At 55.2% G+C, this 21458-nt stretch carries 19 protein-coding genes; 13 read left to right on the top strand and 6 right to left on the bottom strand.

All coding sequences use genetic code 11. From position 1 onward, the window contains the following. The first annotated feature begins 196 nt into the window (after window positions 1-196). From recO to acpS, 3 genes are read left to right on the top strand one after another with little or no spacing between them, the layout of a single operon-like run. Window positions 197-925, top strand: coding sequence for a DNA repair protein RecO (gene recO / locus ABLV11_RS21210; protein ID WP_024274566.1), 729 nt, complete (start codon window positions 197-199; stop codon window positions 923-925). An 11-nt stretch (window positions 926-936) separates the two neighbouring features. Then, entirely contained in the window at window positions 937-1668 is a 732-nt protein-coding gene (pdxJ, locus tag ABLV11_RS21215; protein WP_126489434.1) for a pyridoxine 5'-phosphate synthase, read from the top strand. Further along, on the top strand, window positions 1668-2048 hold the full coding sequence (acpS, locus tag ABLV11_RS21220) for a holo-ACP synthase (RefSeq protein WP_004104568.1): 381 nt from the start codon (window positions 1668-1670) through the stop codon (window positions 2046-2048). The genes pdxJ and acpS overlap by 1 nt, the downstream gene beginning before the upstream one ends. Before the next feature lie 45 nt (window positions 2049-2093). Here the strand turns inward: acpS and ABLV11_RS21225 are convergent, their stop codons facing one another. Both ABLV11_RS21225 and ABLV11_RS21230 read right to left on the bottom strand, forming a co-directional pair. Then, the gene (locus ABLV11_RS21225; RefSeq protein WP_004114478.1) at window positions 2094-2354 is read right to left on the bottom strand and encodes a YfhL family 4Fe-4S dicluster ferredoxin; all 261 of its coding nucleotides are present in this window, start codon (window positions 2352-2354) and stop codon (window positions 2094-2096) included. Between the two features lie 37 nt (window positions 2355-2391). Continuing rightward, window positions 2392-3318, bottom strand: coding sequence for a LysR family transcriptional regulator (locus ABLV11_RS21230; protein ID WP_026056006.1), 927 nt, complete (start codon window positions 3316-3318; stop codon window positions 2392-2394). A 116-nt stretch (window positions 3319-3434) separates the two neighbouring features. On the opposite strand from ABLV11_RS21230, the gene ABLV11_RS21235 reads away from it, so the two are divergent. Together ABLV11_RS21235 and ABLV11_RS21240 are read left to right on the top strand one after the other, a co-directional pair. Further along, window positions 3435-4631, top strand: a complete 1197-nt coding sequence (locus tag ABLV11_RS21235) for an OFA family MFS transporter (protein WP_004104562.1) — start codon at window positions 3435-3437, stop codon at window positions 4629-4631. 21 nt (window positions 4632-4652) lie between these two features. Further along, window positions 4653-5570 (top strand): oxidoreductase, encoded by a 918-nt coding sequence (locus tag ABLV11_RS21240; protein WP_126489433.1) that lies wholly within the window; start codon window positions 4653-4655, stop codon window positions 5568-5570. A gap of 39 nt (window positions 5571-5609) precedes the next feature. Here ABLV11_RS21240 and ABLV11_RS21245 read toward each other — a convergent pair whose 3' ends face one another. Further along, a complete protein-coding gene (locus ABLV11_RS21245) occupies window positions 5610-6458 on the bottom strand; it encodes a MurR/RpiR family transcriptional regulator (protein ID WP_047720788.1) in 849 nt (282 codons plus the stop codon). 209 nt (window positions 6459-6667) lie between these two features. Between ABLV11_RS21245 and yfhb the strand changes: the two genes are divergently transcribed. Both yfhb and tadA read left to right on the top strand, forming a co-directional pair. Next, entirely contained in the window at window positions 6668-7303 is a 636-nt protein-coding gene (gene yfhb / locus ABLV11_RS21250; RefSeq protein WP_064371053.1) for a phosphatidylglycerophosphatase C, read from the top strand. A gap of 58 nt (window positions 7304-7361) precedes the next feature. Beyond that, the gene (gene tadA / locus ABLV11_RS21255) at window positions 7362-7868 is read left to right on the top strand and encodes a tRNA adenosine(34) deaminase TadA (RefSeq protein ID WP_016809506.1); all 507 of its coding nucleotides are present in this window, start codon (window positions 7362-7364) and stop codon (window positions 7866-7868) included. Here the strand turns inward: tadA and mltF are convergent. Next, window positions 7865-9481 (bottom strand): membrane-bound lytic murein transglycosylase MltF, encoded by a 1617-nt coding sequence (gene mltF, locus ABLV11_RS21260; RefSeq protein ID WP_032705131.1) that lies wholly within the window; start codon window positions 9479-9481, stop codon window positions 7865-7867. The genes tadA and mltF overlap by 4 nt on opposite strands. Before the next feature lie 174 nt (window positions 9482-9655). Here mltF and purL point away from each other — a divergent pair, with 174 nt between their 5' ends. From purL to glnB, 5 genes are all read left to right on the top strand, one after another. Continuing rightward, window positions 9656-13543 carry a phosphoribosylformylglycinamidine synthase gene (purL, locus tag ABLV11_RS21265; RefSeq protein ID WP_126489432.1) on the top strand — a complete coding sequence of 1296 codons (3888 nt, stop codon included), beginning with the start codon at window positions 9656-9658 and terminating at the stop codon, window positions 13541-13543. Window positions 13544-14214: 671 nt separating this feature from the next. Beyond that, window positions 14215-15651, top strand: coding sequence for a HAMP domain-containing sensor histidine kinase (locus tag ABLV11_RS21270; RefSeq protein ID WP_024274562.1), 1437 nt, complete (start codon window positions 14215-14217; stop codon window positions 15649-15651). Window positions 15652-15664: 13 nt separating this feature from the next. Next, window positions 15665-16369 (top strand): two-component system QseEF-associated lipoprotein QseG, encoded by a 705-nt coding sequence (gene qseG / locus ABLV11_RS21275; RefSeq protein WP_017145533.1) that lies wholly within the window; start codon window positions 15665-15667, stop codon window positions 16367-16369. Further along, window positions 16356-17693: a two-component system response regulator GlrR gene (gene glrR / locus ABLV11_RS21280; protein ID WP_004104547.1), complete on the top strand. Its 1338-nt coding sequence runs from the start codon at window positions 16356-16358 to the stop codon at window positions 17691-17693. The genes qseG and glrR overlap by 14 nt, the downstream gene beginning before the upstream one ends. Before the next feature lie 65 nt (window positions 17694-17758). Continuing rightward, window positions 17759-18097: a nitrogen regulatory protein P-II gene (gene glnB, locus ABLV11_RS21285; protein WP_002914032.1), complete on the top strand. Its 339-nt coding sequence runs from the start codon at window positions 17759-17761 to the stop codon at window positions 18095-18097. A 58-nt stretch (window positions 18098-18155) separates the two neighbouring features. On the opposite strand, the gene hmpA is transcribed toward glnB, so the two are convergent. Next, window positions 18156-19346 carry an NO-inducible flavohemoprotein gene (gene hmpA, locus ABLV11_RS21290; RefSeq protein ID WP_115239314.1) on the bottom strand — a complete coding sequence of 397 codons (1191 nt, stop codon included), beginning with the start codon at window positions 19344-19346 and terminating at the stop codon, window positions 18156-18158. Between the two features lie 325 nt (window positions 19347-19671). On the opposite strand from hmpA, the gene glyA reads away from it, so the two are divergent. Then, window positions 19672-20925, top strand: a complete 1254-nt coding sequence (gene glyA, locus ABLV11_RS21295; protein WP_004104543.1) for a serine hydroxymethyltransferase — start codon at window positions 19672-19674, stop codon at window positions 20923-20925. Window positions 20926-20980: 55 nt separating this feature from the next. On the opposite strand, the gene ABLV11_RS21300 is transcribed toward glyA, so the two are convergent. Beyond that, a complete protein-coding gene (locus tag ABLV11_RS21300; RefSeq protein WP_024274561.1) occupies window positions 20981-21403 on the bottom strand; it encodes a DoxX family protein in 423 nt (140 codons plus the stop codon). Window positions 21404-21458 lie beyond the last annotated feature (55 nt).

Consider the following 21458-nt stretch of genomic DNA (forward strand, 5'->3'; position numbering starts at 1 on the left):
TTGGATACTCTATGGCTTTCGAGGTGCAGGACAAAACACAAAGTGTTTTGAACAGCGCTTGCGCTGGCTCCAAAGGAGCGAGGCCAGAGGCTGAGTCGCGCGGCAAGACCGCGAGTCCCCGGGAGCTTACTTCAGTAATTGACTGGGGTGAGTGGGCGCAGCCAACGCACCTGCGGCTTGAAAGACGACGAGTATGATGGAAGGCTGGCAACGCGCTTTCGTACTGCATAGTCGTCCCTGGAGCGAAACCAGCCTGATGCTGGACGTCTTCACGGAAGAGTCCGGTCGCGTGCGCCTTGTTGCAAAAGGCGCACGTTCCAAACGCTCCAACCTCAAAGGCGCTCTTCAGCCTTTTACCCCCTTACTGCTCCGCTTTGGCGGGCGCGGCGAAGTTAAAACGCTGCGCAGTGCGGAAGCCGTCTCGCTGGCGCTCCCTCTCAGCGGTATCACGCTCTACAGCGGACTTTACGTCAACGAACTGCTCTCTCGCGTGCTTGAGCACGAAACGCGCTTCTCGGAACTCTTTTTCGATTATCTGCACTGTATCCAGTCGCTGGCTGGCGCTACAGGTTCGCCGGAACCGGCGCTTCGGCGGTTTGAGCTGGCGCTGCTTGGGCATCTGGGATATGGCGTTGATTTCCTGCACTGCGCCGGCAGCGGAGAAGCGGTTGACGATACGATGACCTACCGCTACCGTGAAGAGAAAGGCTTTATCGCCAGCGTGGTTATTGATAACAACACCTTTACCGGGCACCATCTGAAGGCGCTGGCCAGCCGCGAATTTCCGGACAGCGATGCGCTGCGCGCGGCAAAGCGTTTCACCCGAATCGCCCTGAAGCCCTATCTTGGTGGGAAGCCGTTAAAAAGTCGCGAGCTGTTTCGTCAGTTTTTGCCCGCACGGGCCGATAAAACGAATAACGATTAACGAGGATTGTCATGGCTGAATTACTGTTAGGGGTCAACATTGACCACATAGCGACATTACGCAACGCTCGCGGTACCGCTTATCCGGATCCGGTACAGGCGGCCTTTATCGCCGAGCAGGCAGGCGCTGATGGTATTACCGTTCATCTGCGCGAAGATCGCCGCCATATTACCGATCGCGACGTGCGTATTTTGCGCCAGACTCTGGATACCCGCATGAACCTTGAGATGGCGGTGACGGAAGAGATGCTGAAGATTGCCTGTGAGACTCAACCGCATTTCTGCTGCCTGGTACCGGAAAAACGTCAGGAAGTGACAACCGAAGGCGGACTGGATGTGGCGGGGCAGCTCGATAAAATGCGCGATGCCTGTAAGCGTCTGGCCGATGCCGGTATCCTGGTCTCCCTGTTTATTGATGCTGACCACGCGCAAATTAAGGCCGCAGCGGACGTCGGCGCGCCTTATATCGAAATTCACACCGGCTGCTATGCTGATGCGCAAACGGACGCCGGACAGGCAAAAGAGCTGGAACGTATCGCCAAAGCGGCAACCTATGCCGCGAGCCTGGGGCTGAAGGTTAACGCCGGTCACGGCCTGACGTACCATAACGTTAAGGCTATTGCCGCGCTGCCGGAAATGCACGAGCTGAACATCGGCCATGCGATTATTGGCCGGGCGGTAATGAGCGGCCTGAAGGAAGCGGTTGCGGAAATGAAGCGTCTGATGCAGGAAGCTCGCTGCTGATGGCGATTCTCGGACTGGGTACTGATATTGTTGAAATTGCCCGTATTGACGCGGTGATAGCCCGCAGCGGCGATCGTCTTGCCCGTCGCGTACTCAGCGATTTTGAATGGGCGATATGGGAACAGCATCAGCAGCCGGTCCGTTTTCTGGCGAAGCGTTTCGCCGTTAAAGAAGCGGCGGCCAAGGCGCTTGGCACCGGCATCCGCAACGGGCTGGCGTTCAATCAGTTTGAGGTTTACAACGACGAGCTGGGTAAGCCAAAGCTGCGATTGTGGGGCGAGGCAAAGGGTCTGGCGGAGCGTATGGGCGTAAGCAGCATTCACGTGACGCTGGCCGACGAGCGTCACTATGCCTGCGCCACGGTGATTATCGAAAGCTAATTGTTACAGGCCGGAGAGGTCGGTTAACGCCGCCATCCGGCAATATCACAGTTTGTCCGCGTGGTGCAGCAGGACAAACTTATCCCACAGCTGCTCTTCATTCTCGTTATGGGCCGGATCTTTCAGAATGGTATTTGGGATCGGGCACACCTTCTGGCAGGTTGGCGTATCATAGTGGCCGACGCATTCGGTGCAGCGATCGCTGTTAATTTCATAAATGCTATCACCCATGGATATCGCCTCATTCGGGCACTCCGGCTCGCACATATCGCAGTTGATACATTTTTTGGTGATTAACAGTGCCATCAGGAATTTCTCAGAAACAACACAAACAGGGCGGGCATTATACGCCCATTTTTCGCTCGGGCCAGCTCTTTTCCACCGCTGATTGGCCCTCAACGGTGTAAAAATTTTTGATCTGCTTGAGCAGACAGATAGTCGCGTTGTCCAGCGAAAGGTCGTTGCTATGCACCAGCATCACCGGAATAAAGAACGCAGGAATATTCAGGGAAACCAGACGAACGTTTTTCGGCGTGGACAAACGGGTTAACGAGCGGGTAATAAAGGCGATACCAATCTGGGCCTCAGCATATTCAAGGCACGAATAGTGGTTATCCAGCTCGCAGATGATGTTGGGAACGACCTTGCGGTGATTAAATTCAGTCGTGATGATGCCTCTCAATAGCAGGGAATCATTGAGCACTATAATGGATTGATCGTTTAAATCCTGTGGATCGATACGCTCGTACTGCGCCAGAGGATGCGAAAGCGGAATGGCGGCGATAATTTCATCCTCAAATAGCATCGTCGAGCTAAGCTGGGCGGGGAGGGGCGTTCGGTAAACAATGCCAATATCGACGGCGCTGTCCGTCAGTTTTTTTATCGTTTGCTCCGTAGAAAACTCCTTAACATTTAAAGAGATCGCCGGATGGTGCGCCATAAAGCTACGAAAGGCGGGCAGAACCAGATAGCTGCCTGACACGCCAATAGATATTGTGTCCCGTTGCTGGTTCTGATAAGGCAGAAGTTCGTTCTCTGCATTTTTCAGATCCACCATTATTTTGTTAGCGTGTTGTTGCAATATAATTCCGGCTTTTGTTAATTCAATACCTCGCCCTCTTCGTGAGAATAATATTGTTTTGAGTGATGACTCAAGTTGTTTTATTTGCTGGCTTAATGATGGCTGAGTAATAAACAAGCGTGCGGCTGCCCGGCCGTAATGCCGTTCATCGCACAATATCAGAAAAGAGTGCAGCTGCTTGATATTCATTAAGGTCAGATACCAATCGATTGAGTTTTGTTATAACGATTATAAAAAATACCAAATTGTTTGCCTATTTTGCTTTTTTTAAACTGTGATCAGTGCATTTTAAAAAAGGAATAATTATGACAGCATCAATCAACCGCTGGGGAATGCTTGCAGCCCACGTGTGCATAAATTTTGTACTCGGAGGCGTCTACGCCTTTAGCTATTTTAAAACGCCATTAATGGCGCAATATCACTGGGACCCGGCTACGCTGGCTTTAGCATTCTCTATCAATATGGGGATCATTCCTTTACCCATGATTTGGGGTGGGAGAATGATCGATAATGGTAAAGGCAAGCAGGCGATAGTTATCGGCGGTATCCTGTTCTCCTTAGGCTTTATCCTATCCGGATTCGTGGATAATTTGCCAATGCTATTCTTAACCTATGGCGTCATTGCAGGGCTCGGTTCCGGCCTTGCTTTTACCGGCAATCTGAATAATATTCTGAAGTTTTTCCCCGATCGCCGAGGTCTTGCCAGCGGTATTGTCCTGGCCGGAGTTGGCGTGGGTACGTTACTTTGCACCCGCCTGGCTGAATATTTTATGACGCAAACGCACGATGTCAGCCGGGCCTTATTATATCTCGGTATTGTATATCTGGTGGTTATCTTCATTGTTCAGTTTTTTATTCGCAGCGCGCCAGCGAAAGATAGTGGCGAAATTAAAGCATCGCCACTGGATAAAGACTTTCGACATATGTTAAAGGATCTCCGTTTTTGGCTGCTATTCGTTATTCTGGCTTTGGGCGTTTTCTCCGGAATGGTCATCAGCTCAAGTTCAGCGCAAATTGGTATGATGCAGTATGGTTTACTGTCTGGCGCCTTGGTTGTCAGTCTGGTATCGATATTTAATTCTATTGGTCGTTTATTCTGGGGGGGATTAACCGATAAGCTTGGAGGATATAATACACTGATAATCGTTTATCTTTTTACCTGCCTCTGCATGCTCTTGTTATTATTCTTTAATGGTAATACGGCGGTATTCTACTTCAGCGCTCTGGGCGTGGGCTTTGCTTATGCGGGTATATTAGTTATCTTTCCCGGATTGACCAGTCAGAATTTTGGGATGCGCAATCAGGGACTCAATTATGGCTTTATGTATTTTGGCTTTGCCGTCGGCGCAGTTATTGCGCCGTATGTAACCTCCGCCATTGCAAAATACACAGGAAGCTACAACACGGTATTTATCCTGACCGTGGCGCTATTGCTTATTGGTGTCGTATTAACCCTGATTACCAAAAAATATATCGCAGTGGTTTTAGCCAAAATTCATTGATCAAAGCGTAAGGAAATAAAGATGAAAATTGCAATCGCAGGCGCCGGGGCTATGGGCTGTCGTTTTGGCTACATGCTGCTGGGGGCCGGGCACGACGTGACGCTTATCGATGGCTGGCACGAGCATGTCAACGCCATATGCAGCAACGGGCTGTTTGTCGAAACAGAAGTAAGCCAGCAGTATTATCCCATTCCGGCAATGCTGGCTGATGAATCGCAGGGGGAGTTCGAGCTGGTTATTCTGTTTACTAAAGCCATGCAGCTCGATCGCATGCTGCAGCATATTAAGCCGCTGCTGCCAGCCGCGAAGGTCGTCATGATTTTATCGAATGGCCTCGGAAATATTGAAACCCTGGAGAAATACGTCGATCGGCAAAAAATTTATGCTGGCGTGACGCTATGGTCCAGTGAACTGGAGGGCCCCGGGCATATTATGGCCACCGGTACCGGAACGATTGAACTGCAACCGGTTGCCAGCCAGGACGCCGCTCTGGAAGAAAATATCGTTGCCGTTCTCAATAGCGCCGGATTGAATGCTGAAATAAGTCCTGACGTACTCTTATCGATCTGGAAGAAAGCGGCTTTTAATAGCGTGATGAATACCTACTGCGCGCTGCTGGACTGTAATGTCGGCGGCTTCGGTCAACTGCCGGGCGCATTAGATTTAGCGCAGGTGGTGGTGGATGAATTTGTATTAGTTGCCGCCAGTCAGAATATTCCGTTGAGCGGAGAGATGGTAATGAATACGGTGAAGAAGGTCTTCGACCCGCGCGAAAGCGGCCATCACTATCCCTCTATGTATCAGGATTTGCAAAAGGGGCGACTTACGGAAATTGACTATTTAAACGGCGCCATCGCGCGAATTGGCATGCAGAATAATATCCCCGTGCCGGTGAATACGCTTCTGACGCAGCTTATTCACGCAAAAGAAGCGCAATAAACCCAGAGGCTCTTTCGCATGGTGCGAAAGAGCCTGCTGTCAAACCAGCTTTTTCACCAGCGCTTCGCTATGGCGAATCCGCTCCGGGGCACGTTCAAGATCCTGCTGCACCAGTCCCATAAACAGAAGATCGGTCAGCATCATCTGCGCGCTGGTAGAGGAGATCGCGGCGCTGCGCGTAGCCTGTTCTTCCGCTATGGTATACAGGCACAGCGTCGCCTGTTGCTGAAGAGCGTTAGGATTAAATCCGGTGATCGCCAGGATCTGGCTTCCTACTCGTAACGCTTCACCAGCCGCCATGTTGATCTCGCGTCGTTCACCGGAGTAGGAAATAGCCAACAGCAGATCGTCCGGCGACATCGCCTGTACCGTCGCCAGCAGCGCATGCATATCCTGTTCTGACACGGCATTAATGCCGATTTTCATTAGCTTCCAGCTGAAGTTTCTTGCCACCAGCCCCGACGCGCCGATACCGGTAATAATGACCCGGCGGGCGTGGCGCAATAGCGTGACGGCTTCGAGCAGCTTCTCTTCGGCGTTGACGTCCAGCGAAGCGTGCATGGCCGCGATATTATCTTTAATGAGTTTTTCGCCTACCAGACGGAGAGGATCGTCGCCGCGGATCTGATTATGTACCGGCACGGACTGTGGCGTAGGGGCGCTTGCCAGGGCTTCGCTTAACGCCAGCTTTAATGCCGGAAAACCTTTGAAACCCATCTTCTGCGCAAATTTGACTACGCTTGACTGGCTGACCCCGGCTTCGCCCGCCAGTTGTTGTGAACTAAGGTGGCGGGTTTTATCCGGTTGGGCCAGAATGAAATCGGCCAGTTTTTTATCGCTTGCGGCCAGCGTTGGGTAGCGCTGGCGAATACGGGTCAAACAGTTCATAGCGGCTCCGGAGGACGGCTTCACCCTCGACTGAAAGAATTTTGTATTCGATTATAAGAGGATTACTGCGAATTAAAAATTCTGAGCTTCAGATTTCTCTGCAGAAGCGTTTTCTTAATCCGGATTCAACAACAGCGTATGTTTTCGCTATTCGCAGCTTAAGACTGCTAAGCTATTGGTTATCAGGCGATCGTTCAGGGGAGTGGGTTTTGAATAGCAGTACGCGGAGAGTGGTTTTCTTTGATCTGGATGGAACCTTACATCAGCAGGATATGTTCGGCAGCTTTTTGCGCTATGTCCTGCGCCACCAGCCGCTAAATGTCCTGCTGGTGATTCCTTTATTACCGGTTATTGCCGCCGGGCTGATGCTGTTCGGACGCGCTGCGCGCTGGCCGATGAGCCTGCTGCTGTGGGCGTCAACTTTTGGCCGCAGCGAGCGTCACCTGAAACGCCTTGAGGCGAGTTTCGCCCGCTGGTTTCGCCAGCACGTCACGGCGTTCCCGGTAGTACAGGCGCGGCTCAACAACTATCTGACCAGCACCGATGCGGACGTCTGGCTGATTACCGGCTCGCCGCAGTCGCTGGTTGAGCAGGTTTATTTTGATACTCCCTGGCTGCCGCGAGTGAACCTGATCGCCAGCCGGATGGAGCGTCGTTGCGGCGGCTGGGGATTAACCCTTCGCTGCCTCGGCAATGAAAAAGTGGTACAGCTGGAACAAAAAATCGGCGCTCCGCTGCGATTGTACAGCGGCTACAGCGACAGCGAGCAGGATAACCCGCTGCTCTATTTTTGCCAGCACCGCTGGCGGGTGACGCCGCAGGGCGATCTTCAGCAGTTAGAATAGTGTGTAATACATAACGTCCATGTATAATGCGCCCCGCTTTTCTGCAGGAGTGCCCGCTTTGTCTGACCATGAATTAAATGATGAATACTGGATGCGTCACGCTCTGACGCTGGCGAAACGCGCCTGGGAAGAGGGCGAAGTGCCGGTCGGCGCGGTACTGGTGCATAATCATCAGGTCATCGGCGAAGGCTGGAATCGGCCAATCGGACGTCACGATCCGACCGCGCACGCCGAAATTATGGCGCTGCGTCAGGGCGGGCTGGTGCAGCAAAACTATCGTCTGATTGACGCAACGCTGTACGTTACCCTTGAACCCTGCGTGATGTGCGCCGGGGCGATGGTCCATAGTCGCATCTCTCGGCTGGTTTTTGGCGCCAGAGATGCGAAAACCGGCGCAGCCGGGTCGCTCATCGACGTGCTGCACCATCCGGGAATGAACCATCGGGTCGAGATAACGGAAGGTATTTTGGCTGAGGCCTGTTCCGGCATGCTGAGCGATTTTTTCCGCTGGCGACGCGAAGAGAAAAAAGCGCTGAAGCGAGCTAGCCGGCAAGCGGAAGGTTAATGCCCCGTACCGGGGATTTTCAGCTTCGCGTTGTCCACCAGCGTTTCTGCGCGGAAGCTGAAAAAGGACATGGCGTACTGCTCTTCCTTACCCAGCTCCTCCGGCATGACTGCCGGATAGTGCTCGCCTAGTGCCGCTATCTGGGCGTCCTTTCTCTCTTTTTCAGAAAGATAGCCCACGAGGCTAATATGATATTTACGGATATTTTCGACGTAGGCGTAGGCTTCGTGGCCGCGTGCAAAGCCGTACTTCAGCCGGCTGTAGTAGTTTTTCTGGCTTAGCAGCGGCAGACGCTGCTTCACATCGGCCCAGCTATTCGGGTTGCCTTTCTGCTTTTTCGTCAGCGCCATTGCGTCGAGCATATGCGCGTAGCCCATATTGTAAGCCGCCAGCGCAAACCAGATGCGTTCATCCTGCGGGACCGACTCCGGCACTTTATTCATCATATCCTGTAAATAACGCATGCCGCCGTCGAGGCTTTGCTCGGCGTCGGTACGATCGGTCAGGCCCAGACTTTGAGCGGTATTGCGGGTCAGCATCATGATGCCGCGAACGCCGGTCGGGGAGGTGGCCTGCGGATCCCAGTGCGATTCCTGCCATGAGATAGCCGCCAGCAGCCGCCAGTCTATCTGACGGGCATATTTTTCAAACATTGGCTGCAGGTCCGGGAGCACGCTTTCCACGGCGCGCAGGAAGGTACGGGTGTCTACATAATCAAAATCGTTGCCGTGACCAAGGTATTTCTCCTCCAGCCTCGCCAGTGTGCCGTCCTCGTTAATATTATTGAAGAAATCGAGCATTGCCGCCGGCAGGGAGTTGTCCTCACCTTTTTCGCTAAACCAGGTGACCGGCTGCTCGTCGCTGATATCAAGCGCGACGGCCAGCTCCGGATGGACGCGCTGGAACAGGCTGACGGCGACCGAATCAGCAACGGTATAGTCGAGTTTGCCATCAATAACCGCCTGCATCAGCGCCGTCGTCCCGCGTTTCTCGTCCACGCGCCAGTCGAGATCGGGGTATTTTTGCTTTTTTAGGGCCTGAAGATCGTTAATCGCCACGTGTCCGGGAGCAATCGCCAACTGGTCGGCGGTAAGATTTGCCAGGCTGCGCGGACGCAGGCTGCCTTTGCGATAAACCAGCTGTTGCGAAACGGAGTAGTAGGTTGGCCCGACCTGATAGTTCTTCACCCGTTCGGAATTGTAGACCAGGCCGGCAGCCAGCATATCGGCTTTGCCTTCATCGAGGTCATCAAACAGCTGGCTGATATTCTGCCTGACGGTGACTTTTAGCTCGACGCCGAGGTAGTCGGCAAACTGCTGCGCCAGCTCATAATCAAAACCGTAGGTCCGATCGTTAATGGTCGCGAAGGTCATTGGCGAATTAATGGTGCTGATACGCAGTTCTCCGCGCGCCATGATCCCGGCCACGCGGTTTTCCGGCTTACCCATCCACGGGAGAGACGGCCACAGGGCAGCCGCCAGCAGGAGAGTCACAATGCCGATGAGCAGATAATTAATCTTTAATTTTTTCAGATAGTTAATCTTCTGCAGCTTCGGGTTCCTCAGCAGACTATGACCAGAATAAGTAAAAGGTTGTCGTGGAATGAGCGGCATTTTGCTTAAGAATGCGCCAGTTGGCAACTTATTCGCGAGGAGGGTCACATTTATTGATAAACCCTGGCAATCATTTTATTTCTACGCAAACGGTTTCGTCGGGGCGCAGGATTCACTATAATGGCGCCCGTTTCCCCCCTGGCTCACCATGAAAGCTTCGAAGACGAGAGACTTATGATGGAAATTTTGCGTGGTTCACCTGCACTGTCGGCATTCCGTATCAATAAACTGCTGGCACGTTTCCAGGCGGCCAACCTTCCGGTCAGCACGATATATGCCGAGTACGTTCATTTTGCCGACCTTAGCGCCCCGCTCAGCGACAACGATCGCGAGAGTCTGGCAAGGTTGCTCAAGTATGGCCCGAACTTAAGCAGCCATACCCCAACCGGCAAGCTACTGCTCGTTACTCCCCGTCCCGGCACCATCTCTCCCTGGTCTTCTAAAGCTACCGACATCGCCCATAACTGCGGCCTGTCTCAGATTGTGCGCCTTGAGCGCGGCGTCGCGTATTACGTCGAAGCCAGCAGCCTGAACGATGAACAGTGGTCGCTGGTGGCGGCCGAACTTCATGACCGCATGATGGAAAGCGTTTTCGGCGCGCTGGAAGAGGGTGAAAAACTGTTTGCCCATCATCAGCCAACGCCGGTCACCAGCGTTGACCTGCTGGGCCTGGGGCGTCAGGCGCTGATTGACGCCAACCTCCGTCTGGGGCTTGCGCTGGCGGATGACGAAATTGACTATCTGCAGGATGCTTTCCAGACGCTGGGCCGCAACCCGAACGATATCGAACTCTATATGTTCGCGCAGGCTAACTCCGAGCACTGCCGACACAAGATTTTTAACGCCGACTGGGTCATCGATGGCGAAAAGCAGCCGAAGTCGCTGTTCAAAATGATCAAAAACACCTTCGAGAAAACCCCGGACTACGTGCTGTCTGCTTATAAAGACAACGCCGCGGTAATGGAAGGTTCAGCCGTGGGGCGCTACTTTGCCGACCACGCAACCGGTCGCTACGACTTCCACCAGGAAGACGCGCATATTCTGATGAAGGTCGAAACCCATAACCACCCGACGGCGATCTCTCCGTGGCCGGGCGCGGCGACAGGTTCCGGCGGCGAAATTCGCGATGAAGGCGCCACCGGACGCGGGGCGAAGCCAAAAGCCGGCTTGGTGGGTTTCTCGGTTTCCAACCTGCGGATTCCGGGGTTTGAACAGCCGTGGGAAGAAGATTTCGGCAAACCGGATCGTATCGTTACCGCGCTGGATATCATGACTGAAGGTCCGCTGGGCGGCGCGGCGTTTAACAACGAATTTGGTCGTCCGGCGCTCAACGGCTATTTCCGTACCTATGAAGAGAAGGTAACCAGCCACAACGGCGAAGAGCTGCGCGGCTACCATAAGCCCATTATGCTGGCGGGCGGAATCGGCAACATTCGCGGCGAACACGTGCAGAAGGGCGAAATTGTCGTCGGCGCGAAGCTGATTGTTCTCGGCGGTCCGGCAATGAACATCGGTCTCGGCGGCGGCGCGGCCTCTTCAATGGCCTCCGGCCAGTCCGATGCCGACCTCGATTTCGCCTCCGTACAGCGCGATAACCCGGAGATGGAACGTCGTTGCCAGGAGGTTATCGACCGCTGCTGGCAGCTGGGCGACGCCAACCCGATTTTGTTTATCCACGATGTCGGCGCTGGCGGTCTGTCGAACGCCATGCCTGAGCTGGTCAGCGACGGCGGACGCGGCGGTAAATTCCAGCTGCGCGATATCCTCAGCGATGAGCCGGGCATGAGCCCGCTGGAGATCTGGTGTAACGAATCGCAGGAACGTTATGTGCTGGCGGTCGCGCCGGAGCAACTGCCGTTGTTTGATGAGCTGTGCCGCCGCGAACGCGCGCCGTACGCGGTGATTGGCGAAGCAACCGAAGCGCTGCATCTGAGCCTTGATGATGCCCACTTTGACGATCGTCCGATCGACCTGCCGCTTGACGTGCTGCTGGGCAAAACGCCGAAAATGACCCGTGACGTGCAGACGTTGAAAGCGCAGGGCCAGAGTCTGCAACGCCAGGGCATCACGATTGCCGACGCGGTGAATCGCGTGCTGCACCTGCCGACGGTCGCGGAGAAAACCTTCCTCGTCACCATTGGCGATCGCACCGTCACCGGTATGGTGGCGCGCGATCAGATGGTGGGGCCGTGGCAGGTTCCGGTGGCTAACTGTGCGGTCACCACCGCCAGCCTCGATAGCTACTACGGCGAAGCGATGTCCATTGGCGAACGTGCGCCGGTGGCGCTGCTGGACTTCGCCGCCTCCGCCCGTCTGGCTGTTGGCGAGGCGCTGACCAACATCGCGGCGACGCAGATTGGCGCGCTCAATCGCGTGAAGCTGTCGGCAAACTGGATGGCCGCTGCCGGTCACCCGGGCGAAGACGCCGGTTTATATGAAGCGGTAAAAGCGGTGGGCGAAGAGCTCTGTCCTGCCCTGGGACTGACTATTCCGGTGGGTAAAGACTCCATGTCGATGAAAACCCGCTGGCAGGAAGGGGCTGAACAGCGCGAGATGACTTCTCCGCTGTCTCTGGTAATTTCCGCCTTTGCCCGCGTGGAAGACGTACGCCGTACCGTCACCCCACAGCTCTCCACCGAAGACAACGCTCTGCTGCTGATTGATTTAGGCAAGGGGAACAATGCGCTGGGCGCGACCGCGCTGGCGCAGGTTTATCGTCAGCTTGGCGATGTGACTGCCGATGTTCGCGATGTCGCGCAGCTGAAAGGCTTCTGGGACGCAATGCAGGCGCTGGTGGCTGAAGATAAGCTGCTGGCCTGGCACGACCGTTCCGACGGCGGTCTGCTGGTCACCCTGGCCGAGATGGCCTTTACCGGCCACTGCGGCGTCAACGTTGATATCGCCGCGCTCGGCGAGGATCGCCTGGCCGCGCTGTTTAACGAAGAGCTTGGCGGCGTCATTCAGGTTCGTGCCGCCGATCGTCAGGCCGTGGAAGCCATGTTGGCCGCTCATGGCCTGGCGGATTGCGTTCACTATATTGGCCAGGCTACGGCGGGCGATCGCTTCGTCATCGAGGCCGACGGTCATCCGGTATTCAGCGAAAGCCGCACCACGCTGCGCATGTGGTGGGCAGAAACCACCTGGCAAATGCAGCGTCTGCGCGATAACCCGGAATGCGCTGACCAGGAGCACGAGGCGAAAGCCAACGATGCCGATCCAGGGCTCAACGTGAAGCTCTCCTTTGATATCAATGAGGATATCGCTGCGCCTTATATTGCCACCGGCGCGCGTCCGAAGGTCGCGGTGCTGCGTGAGCAGGGCGTGAACTCCCATGTAGAAATGGCCGCGGCGTTCCATCGCGCCGGCTTTGATGCCATCGACGTGCACATGAGCGACCTGCTGGCGGGCCGTACCGGTCTTGCTGATTTCCAGGCGCTGGTGGCCTGCGGCGGCTTCTCCTACGGTGACGTTTTAGGCGCCGGTGAAGGCTGGGCGAAATCGATTCTGTTCAATGAGCGGGTTCGCGACGAGTTTGCCACCTTCTTCCATCGTCCGCAGACCCTGGCGCTGGGCGTGTGCAACGGCTGCCAGATGATGTCTAATCTGCGCGAGCTGATCCCGGGCAGCGACCTGTGGCCGCGCTTTGTGCGTAATCAGTCTGACCGCTTTGAAGCGCGCTTCAGCCTGGTTGAAGTGACGCAGAGCCCGTCTCTGCTGCTGCAGGGTATGGTGGGATCGATGATGCCGATTGCCGTATCCCACGGTGAAGGGCAGGTGGAGGTTCGCGATGGCGCGCATCTGGCGCAGCTGGAAAGTAAAGGCCTGGTGGCGCTGCGCTTCGTCGATAACTTCGGTAAGGTGACGGAAAACTATCCGGCCAACCCGAATGGTTCGCCGAACGGTATCACTGCGGTAACCAGCGAAAGCGGGCGCGCGACCATCATGATGCCGCACCCGGAACGCGTGTTCCGCACCGTGTCGAACTCCTGGCACCCGGAAAACTGGGGCGAAGACAGCCCGTGGATGCGTATTTTCCGCAACGCGCGTAAACAGCTGGGCTAAAAATCGTTTACAAATCGAATTAAGCCTCCTGCCCACGCAGGGGGCTTTTTTATTTGTGGGGTACTTCGAAAGCAGGTGTCGGGGATCGCCGACAAACGCTCTATGGTGGTGTCGTCAAAAGGTGACATTTAACTTATTGATTCATAAAGGCATCACTGAATCATTCACCCGATGTTGCTAATCAGCGACACTTTGTACAAAAAGCGACCATCATCATCCGTGCCCATAAATAGTAAAAAGACATTATATTTCATTGTGTTAATAAAATGTTTTGAGATGTGGCATAGTTCGTGCATAATTATAACCAGTGGCTCATTCACCTTCTTATGTCAGCCCCTTCGGGACGCGCTACATAAACTTCGAATGACGCACAAACAGGTGCCTGCCGTCCAACTCCTGATAACAGCTCTGCTTTATCAGTCATCGGGCGAAACGTCGAGTAAGGCACCGCCTCATTTCTTAATAAAGCCAGGCTCCCGTAGCCTGGCTTTATTATACTCGTCGTCTTTTGTGCTACAGGTGCGTTGGCCGCATCTGTTCACCCCGGTCACTTACTTGAGTAAGCTCCCGGGGATTCTCAGCTTTGCCGCCTTCCTGTAACTCAAAATCCATAGAGTATATTGGGTATATTCAGGTAGCATCGTAGTGAGCTAATGATTGAGACCCTATCCGTGAAGCGACTCTCCCTTTTCCCCCGTTCGCTGCGCCAGCTGGTCACGCTATCCTTCGTGCTGATCCTGCTTCCGCTGCTGGTGCTGGCATGGCAGGCGTGGCAAAGCCTTAACGCCCTCAGCGCCCAGGCGGCGCATATTAATCGCACCACCCTTATCGACGCCCGCCGCAGCGAGGCGATGATTAACGCGTCGCTGGAAATGGAGCGTAGCTACCGGCAGTACTGCGTGCTGGACGATCCGACGCTGGCGCGGGTCTATCAAAATCAACGCCAACGCTACAGCGAAATGCTTGACGCTCACGCGGGCGTTCTGCCTGATGAAAAAATCTGGCAGGCGCTGCGTCAGGATCTCGACGATCTGGCCGAGCTGCAGTGTAAAAATAGCGGCCCGGCGGCGAAGTCAGCAGTCAGCCTGGAAGCGTTTGCTTCCGCCAATAGCGACATGGTCCAGGCAACCCGGACGGTGGTCTATTCGCGTGGACAGCAGCTGCAGCAGGAAATCGCCGAGCGCGGCCAGTTCTTCGGCTGGCAGGCGCTGGTGCTGTTCCTGCTCAGCCTGGCGCTGGTGCTGCTGTTCACCCGCATGATTATCGGCCCGGTAAAGGGCATTGAAAGAATGATCAACCGACTGGGCGAGGGGAAATCGCTGGACGATGCCGCGCTGTTTACCGGCCCGCGCGAGCTGCGCTCCGTCGGTAAACGCATTATCTGGCTGAGCGAACGCCTTGCCTGGCTGGAATCCCAGCGCCATCAGTTCCTGCGCCATCTTTCCCATGAGCTGAAAACGCCGCTGGCCAGCATGCGCGAAGGGACGGAACTGCTCGCTGACCGGGTGGCCGGGCCGCTGACGCCCGAGCAGCAGGAGATCGTGGAGATTCTGGATAACAGCAGCCGCAACCTGCAAAAGCTGATTGAGCAGCTGCTGGACTATAACCGCAAACAGGCCGATGGCCCGATTGCGCGCGAGACGGTCAACCTGGCCGAACTGATGGAAAATGTGGTTTCTGCCCATAGCCTGCCGGCAAGAGCTAAAATGATGCATACCGAACTGTTGCTCAGCGAGCGTTTTTGCGAAGCGGAGCCCGCTCTGCTGGTGAGCGTACTGGATAATCTCTACTCCAATGCGGTGCACTATGGTGCTGAATCCGGTAACATTCGAATCCATAGCTATCGGCACGGCGAGCAGGTGCGCATTGACGTCATTAACGACGGCGAGCCGATCCCGTCCGCAGAAAGAAACATGATTTTTGAGCCTTTTTATCAGGGAAGCCACCAGCGTAAAGGGGCGGTAAAAGGCAGCGGTCTGGGGCTGAGCATTGCCCGCGACTGCGTACGGCAAATGCAGGGCGAGCTGAGCCTGGTTGATGAGAAGTCAGGGCTAATCTGTTTTCGTATCACGCTCCCCGTCGCCGAGTCTGGAAAAAATAACGTATAACTATCGGGTGAATATGTCCCACTTCTTCGCATTTGTCCGTCCCCTCAGGGGATGGCTGCTGTCAGGCATTTCCTGCCTGGCGCTGGCGGGATGTTCCGCCTCTACATCACCATACGCCGCGGATGGCAAAACGCTCTCCGCGCTGCCGCAGCATCAGGTCGCCGATTTTCTTTCGGTGGAGTGCGCTGATATCTGGAATCTGCAAAGCGAAGCCAGCGACAAAAATCCGCTCTACTGGCTGCGTGGAATTGACTGCGCCGATCGTCTTGCTCCGGTGCAGGCGCGGGCGGAGGCCCGGCTGCACAGCGGCGACAGCTGGCAGGATGCCTTTAAGCGCGGCATTTTACTGGCTGATGCCAAAATTACGCCTAACGAGCGCCGGGAACTGGTCGCCAGTCTGGATAGCTTCAGCCCGCAAATCGCCCCTCAGGTGCGCCCGCTCTATCAGCTCTGGCGCGATGCCCAGGGCCGGCAGCTTCAGCTGATTGACGAGCGTTCCCGCTACGCCAAACTGCAGCAGTCAAACGATGCGGAGCTGGAGACGCTGCGACAGCAGGAAATTGAGCTACGCAGTCAGCTCGAACTGACGACCCGCAAGCTGGAGAATCTCACCGATATCGAGCGTCAGCTCTCCAGCCGTAAACCCGGCGGGAACTTCAGCTCTGACGCCGGGCACGGCGGCGATAAAGTCCCGGAGGTGATTCATGACGATCCGTAAACCCGCCCGTCTGCTATTAGTGGACGACGATCCGGGGCTGCTGAAGCTGCTGGGTATGCGTCTGGTCAGCGAAGGGTATAGCGTAGTGACCGCCGAGAGCGGGCCGGAGGCGCTGCGCACGCTAAGTCGCGACAAGGTCGATCTGGTGGTCAGCGACCTGCGGATGGATGAGATGGACGGACTCCAGCTGTTCAGCGAAATCCAGAAGGTTCAGCCGGGGATGCCGGTGATCATTCTCACCGCGCACGGTTCCATTCCGGACGCCGTTGCCGCGACCCAGCAGGGCGTGTTTAGCTTTCTCACCAAGCCGGTGGATAAAGACGCCCTTTATAAAGCGATTGATGACGCGCTGGAGCAGAGCGCGCCAACCACCGACGAGCGCTGGCGTCAGGCGATTGTGACCCGTAGCCCGCTGATGGAGCGACTGCTGGAGCAGGCCGGGATGGTGGCGCAGTCGGACGTCAGCGTGCTGATTAACGGCCAGAGCGGTACCGGCAAGGAGATTGTCGCCCAGGCAATTCATAACGCCAGCCCGCGCCGCGATAAACCTTTTGTCGCCATTAACTGCGGCGCGCTTCCCGAACAGTTGCTGGAGTCAGAATTGTTCGGCCACGCGCGCGGCGCTTTTACCGGCGCAGTCAGCAATCGCGAGGGGCTATTCCAGGCCGCGGAAGGCGGGACCCTGTTTCTTGATGAAATTGGCGATATGCCGGTTGCGCTACAGGTGAAACTGCTGCGCGTTCTGCAGGAGCGTAAAGTGCGCCCGCTGGGCAGCAATCGCGATATCGATATTGATGTGCGGATTATTTCTGCGACCCATCGCGACCTGCCGAAGGCCATGGCGCGAGGCGAATTTCGTGAAGATCTGTTCTATCGTCTCAACGTGGTGAATCTGAAAATCCCGCCGCTGGCTGAGCGTACGGAAGATATTCCGCTGCTGGCGAACCATCTGCTGCGCCAGTCTGCCGATCGCCATAAACCTTTTGTCCGCGCCTTCTCCACGGATGCGATGAAGCGGCTGATGGCCGCTAAATGGCCGGGCAACGTGCGCCAGCTGGTGAACGTGATTGAGCAGTGCGTGGCGCTGACCTCTTCGCCGGTCATTAGCGACGCCCTGGTAGAGCAGGCGCTGGAAGGGGAAAACACCGCGCTGCCGACGTTTGTCGAAGCGCGGAATCAGTTTGAGCTCAATTACCTGCGCAAGCTGCTGCAAATTACCAAAGGGAACGTCACGCATGCGGCCCGGATGGCGGGGCGCAATCGCACCGAATTTTATAAGCTGCTGTCGCGCCACGAGCTCGACGCTAACGACTTTAAAGAGTAGCTCCGGATGGTGGCGCAAGTTATGATACGGTTAGCAACCGGTTACGCGACTAAAACAGGAACACCATGAAAAAGATTGATGCGATTATTAAACCCTTCAAACTGGATGACGTGCGTGAAGCGCTGGCCGAAGTCGGCATCACCGGTATGACGGTAACGGAAGTGAAAGGCTTTGGCCGTCAGAAGGGGCATACCGAGCTGTATCGCGGCGCGGAGTATATGGTCGATTTTCTGCCGAAAGTGAAAATCGAAATCGTTGTTACCGATGATATCGTCGACACTTGCGTGGATACCATTATCCGTACGGCGCAGACCGGCAAAATCGGCGACGGTAAGATCTTTGTCTTTGATGTCGCGCGCGTGATTCGTATCCGTACCGGCGAAGAAGACGACGCGGCGATTTAAGCTGTCAAACCGGATGGCGGTCCGGCAATTTCCGGGCCGCCTGCATTTATCGCTCCGTTTACAGCACCTTGTGCGGGCCGAAGCACTCATAATGAATGTTGCCGCTGCTCACGCCCAGATCTACCAGCTGCTTCGCGGCAAACTGCATAAACACCACCGGGCCGCAGAGATAGAACTGCATTTGCGGGTCGCCGATTTTGTCGGCCAGCGCCGTTAAATCCATCAAACCTTCGCTATCAAACGCGCCGGATTCACGGTCCGCTTCGCTCGGGCTGCGGTACCAGACGTGAGAAGTAAACTTCGGCAGCGTTTCACCCAGCGTTTTAACTTCGTCCGCGAAGGCGTGTACGTCGCCGTTCTCTGCCGCATGGAACCAGTTCACCTGCGCCGGATGCTGCGCTTTTGCCAGCACATCCAGCATCGCCAGCATCGGCGTCTGACCGACGCCGCCGGAGAGCAGCGTGACCGGGGTTTCCGGCGCCACGTTGAGGAAGAAATCACCGGCCGGCGCGGCCAGATAAATCACGTCGCCTTCTTTCGCTGAATCATGCAGCCAGTTTGAAACCTGGCCGCCGTTTTCACGTTTAACCGCGATACGATAGCCTTTACCGTCGGGTTTGCGGGTCAAAGAGTACTGGCGAATTTCCTGATGCGGAAAACCTTCCGGCTTCAGCCAGACCGCCAGATACTGGCCTGGATGATATTCCGCTACCGCGCCGCCGTCGACCGGCTCAAATTCAAAGCTGGTAATCAGCGCGCTGCGCGGCGTTTTTTTGACGATGCGGAATGCGCGGGTGCCTTCCCAGCCGCCGGTTTTGCTGGCGCTTTCGTTATAGATTTGCGCTTCACGATTAATAAAGACGTTGGCCAGCACCCCGTAGGCCTTGCCCCAGGCATCCAGTACTTCCTGGCCCGGACTGAACATCTCATCGAGGGTCGCCAGCAGGTGAGTACCAACAATATTGTACTGCTCGGGTTGAATCTGGAAGCTGGTGTGCTTCTGGGCGATTTTCTCTACCGCCGGCAGCAGGGCGGGCAGGTTCTCGAGATTGCTGGCATAGGCGGCAATCGCGTTGAACAGCGCCTCGCGCTGGTCGCCGTTGCGCTGATTGCTCATATTGAAGATTTCTTTTAATTCGGGATTGTGAGCAAACATGCGGTCGTAAAAATGAGCGGTCAGTTTTGGACCGGTTTCAACCAGCAGGGGGATGGTGGCTTTCACCGTAGCGATGGTCTGGGCGTCGAGCATAGCAGCTTCCTTTATAAGTTATCTTAATGATGCATATTAAATGCATCTTATAAAAATACCCCTGCTTTGTAAATGGTTCTTTAACGCTTTACCTTAAGACAGTTACAACATGAATTATTTGCATCACAAACCTGAAAAGAAATCCGTTGATAATCGAAGGTGCTTTATTGCTCAAAGCCTTGTGTAATGCGGAGCCAATCGTTTGCGTAAAATCCTTTGTCAAGACCTGTTATCGCAGAATGATTCAGTTATACTGTGGGCCGTTGTCCAGGTGGACCGCCTTTTTAGGCCGAAATTTTATTGTTAGCTGAGTCAGGAGATGCGGATGTTAAAGCGTGAAATGAACATTGCCGATTATGATGCCGAACTGTGGCAGGCTATGGAGCAAGAAAAAGTACGTCAGGAAGAGCACATCGAACTGATCGCCTCCGAAAACTACACCAGCCCGCGCGTAATGCAGGCGCAGGGCTCTCAGCTGACCAACAAATACGCTGAAGGATACCCGGGCAAGCGCTACTACGGCGGCTGTGAATACGTCGATATCGTAGAGCAGCTGGCTATTGACCGCGCTAAAGAACTGTTCGGCGCTGACTACGCTAACGTGCAGCCGCACTCCGGCTCCCAGGCGAACTTCGCGGTCTATACCGCTCTGCTGCAGCCGGGCGATACCGTTCTGGGTATGAACCTGGCGCAAGGTGGCCACCTGACTCACGGCTCTCCGGTCAACTTCTCTGGCAAACTGTACAACATCATCCCTTACGGTATCGATGAGTCCGGTAAAATTGACTATGACGATATGGCTAAGCAGGCTCAGGAACATAAACCGAAGATGATTATCGGTGGTTTCTCGGCTTATTCCGGCGTGGTTGACTGGGCAAAAATGCGTGAAATCGCTGACAGCATCGGCGCATACCTGTTCGTCGATATGGCTCACGTTGCCGGTCTGATCGCCGCAGGCGTTTACCCGAACCCGGTTCCGCATGCTCACGTCGTGACCACCACCACCCACAAAACCCTGGCTGGTCCGCGCGGCGGCCTGATCCTGGCGAAAGGCGGCAGCGAAGAGCTGTACAAAAAACTGAACTCCGCCGTATTCCCGAGCGCCCAGGGCGGCCCGCTGATGCACGTTATCGCGGCGAAAGCCGTCGCGCTGAAAGAAGCGATGGAGCCAGAGTTCAAAGTTTACCAGCAGCAGGTAGCGAAAAACGCTAAAGCGATGGTCGAAGTGTTCCTGAACCGCGGCTACAAAGTGGTTTCCGGCGGCACTGAAAACCATCTGTTCCTGCTGGATCTGGTCGATAAAAACCTGACCGGTAAAGAAGCTGACGCAGCCCTGGGCCGCGCCAACATCACCGTCAACAAAAACAGCGTGCCGAACGATCCGAAGAGCCCGTTTGTGACCTCTGGTATCCGTATCGGTTCTCCGGCGGTGACCCGTCGCGGCTTTAAGGAAGCAGAAGTCAAAGAGCTGGCCGGCTGGATGTGCGACGTGCTGGACAACATCAATGACGAAGCGGTCATTGAGCGCGTGAAGGGTAAAGTGCTGGATATCTGCGCACGCTTCCCGGTCTATGCGTAAGCGTTAGCGTTGAGCTAAAAAAGGCCGCTGATGCGGCCTTTTTTGTGCCTGTTGATTAGCGGCGGTCGAGCGAAATCGCTCCGGGCCCGGTTATTGCCAGCAGCAGGAAGGCGCCGGCAATACTGACGTTTTTCCAGAAGTTAATCATGTTCGGTAGTACCGCATCGCCGGACATATTCCAGTAGTGATGGCCAATCACCGCGGTGCCAAGAGTATAAAAAATAAAGATCACCGCCAGCGGGCGGGTGAAAAAGCCCAGCACAATTAAAATGGCCGCCGGCACCTCCATAATAATGGCAATGATGGCCGCAAGCGTTGGCATCGGCGCGCCGGAGGAGGCCATATACTGCACCGTGCCGCTAAAGCCGAGCAGCTTGGGATAACCGAAAAGAATAAACAGCACCACTACCGCGATACGCGCAATCAGCAGCAGCAGAGAGCGGGAGGAACCAAAGTCAAAGTAGCGTAGAGTGTTCATAATCAGCTCGTTATGAGAGACGTGTGATTTAAACGTAATACACAAATTTGCGCTC

It is taken from the genome of Klebsiella sp. GW_Kp181, assembly GCF_040062315.1.
Taxonomy (GTDB): Bacteria; Pseudomonadota; Gammaproteobacteria; order Enterobacterales; family Enterobacteriaceae; genus Klebsiella; species Klebsiella oxytoca.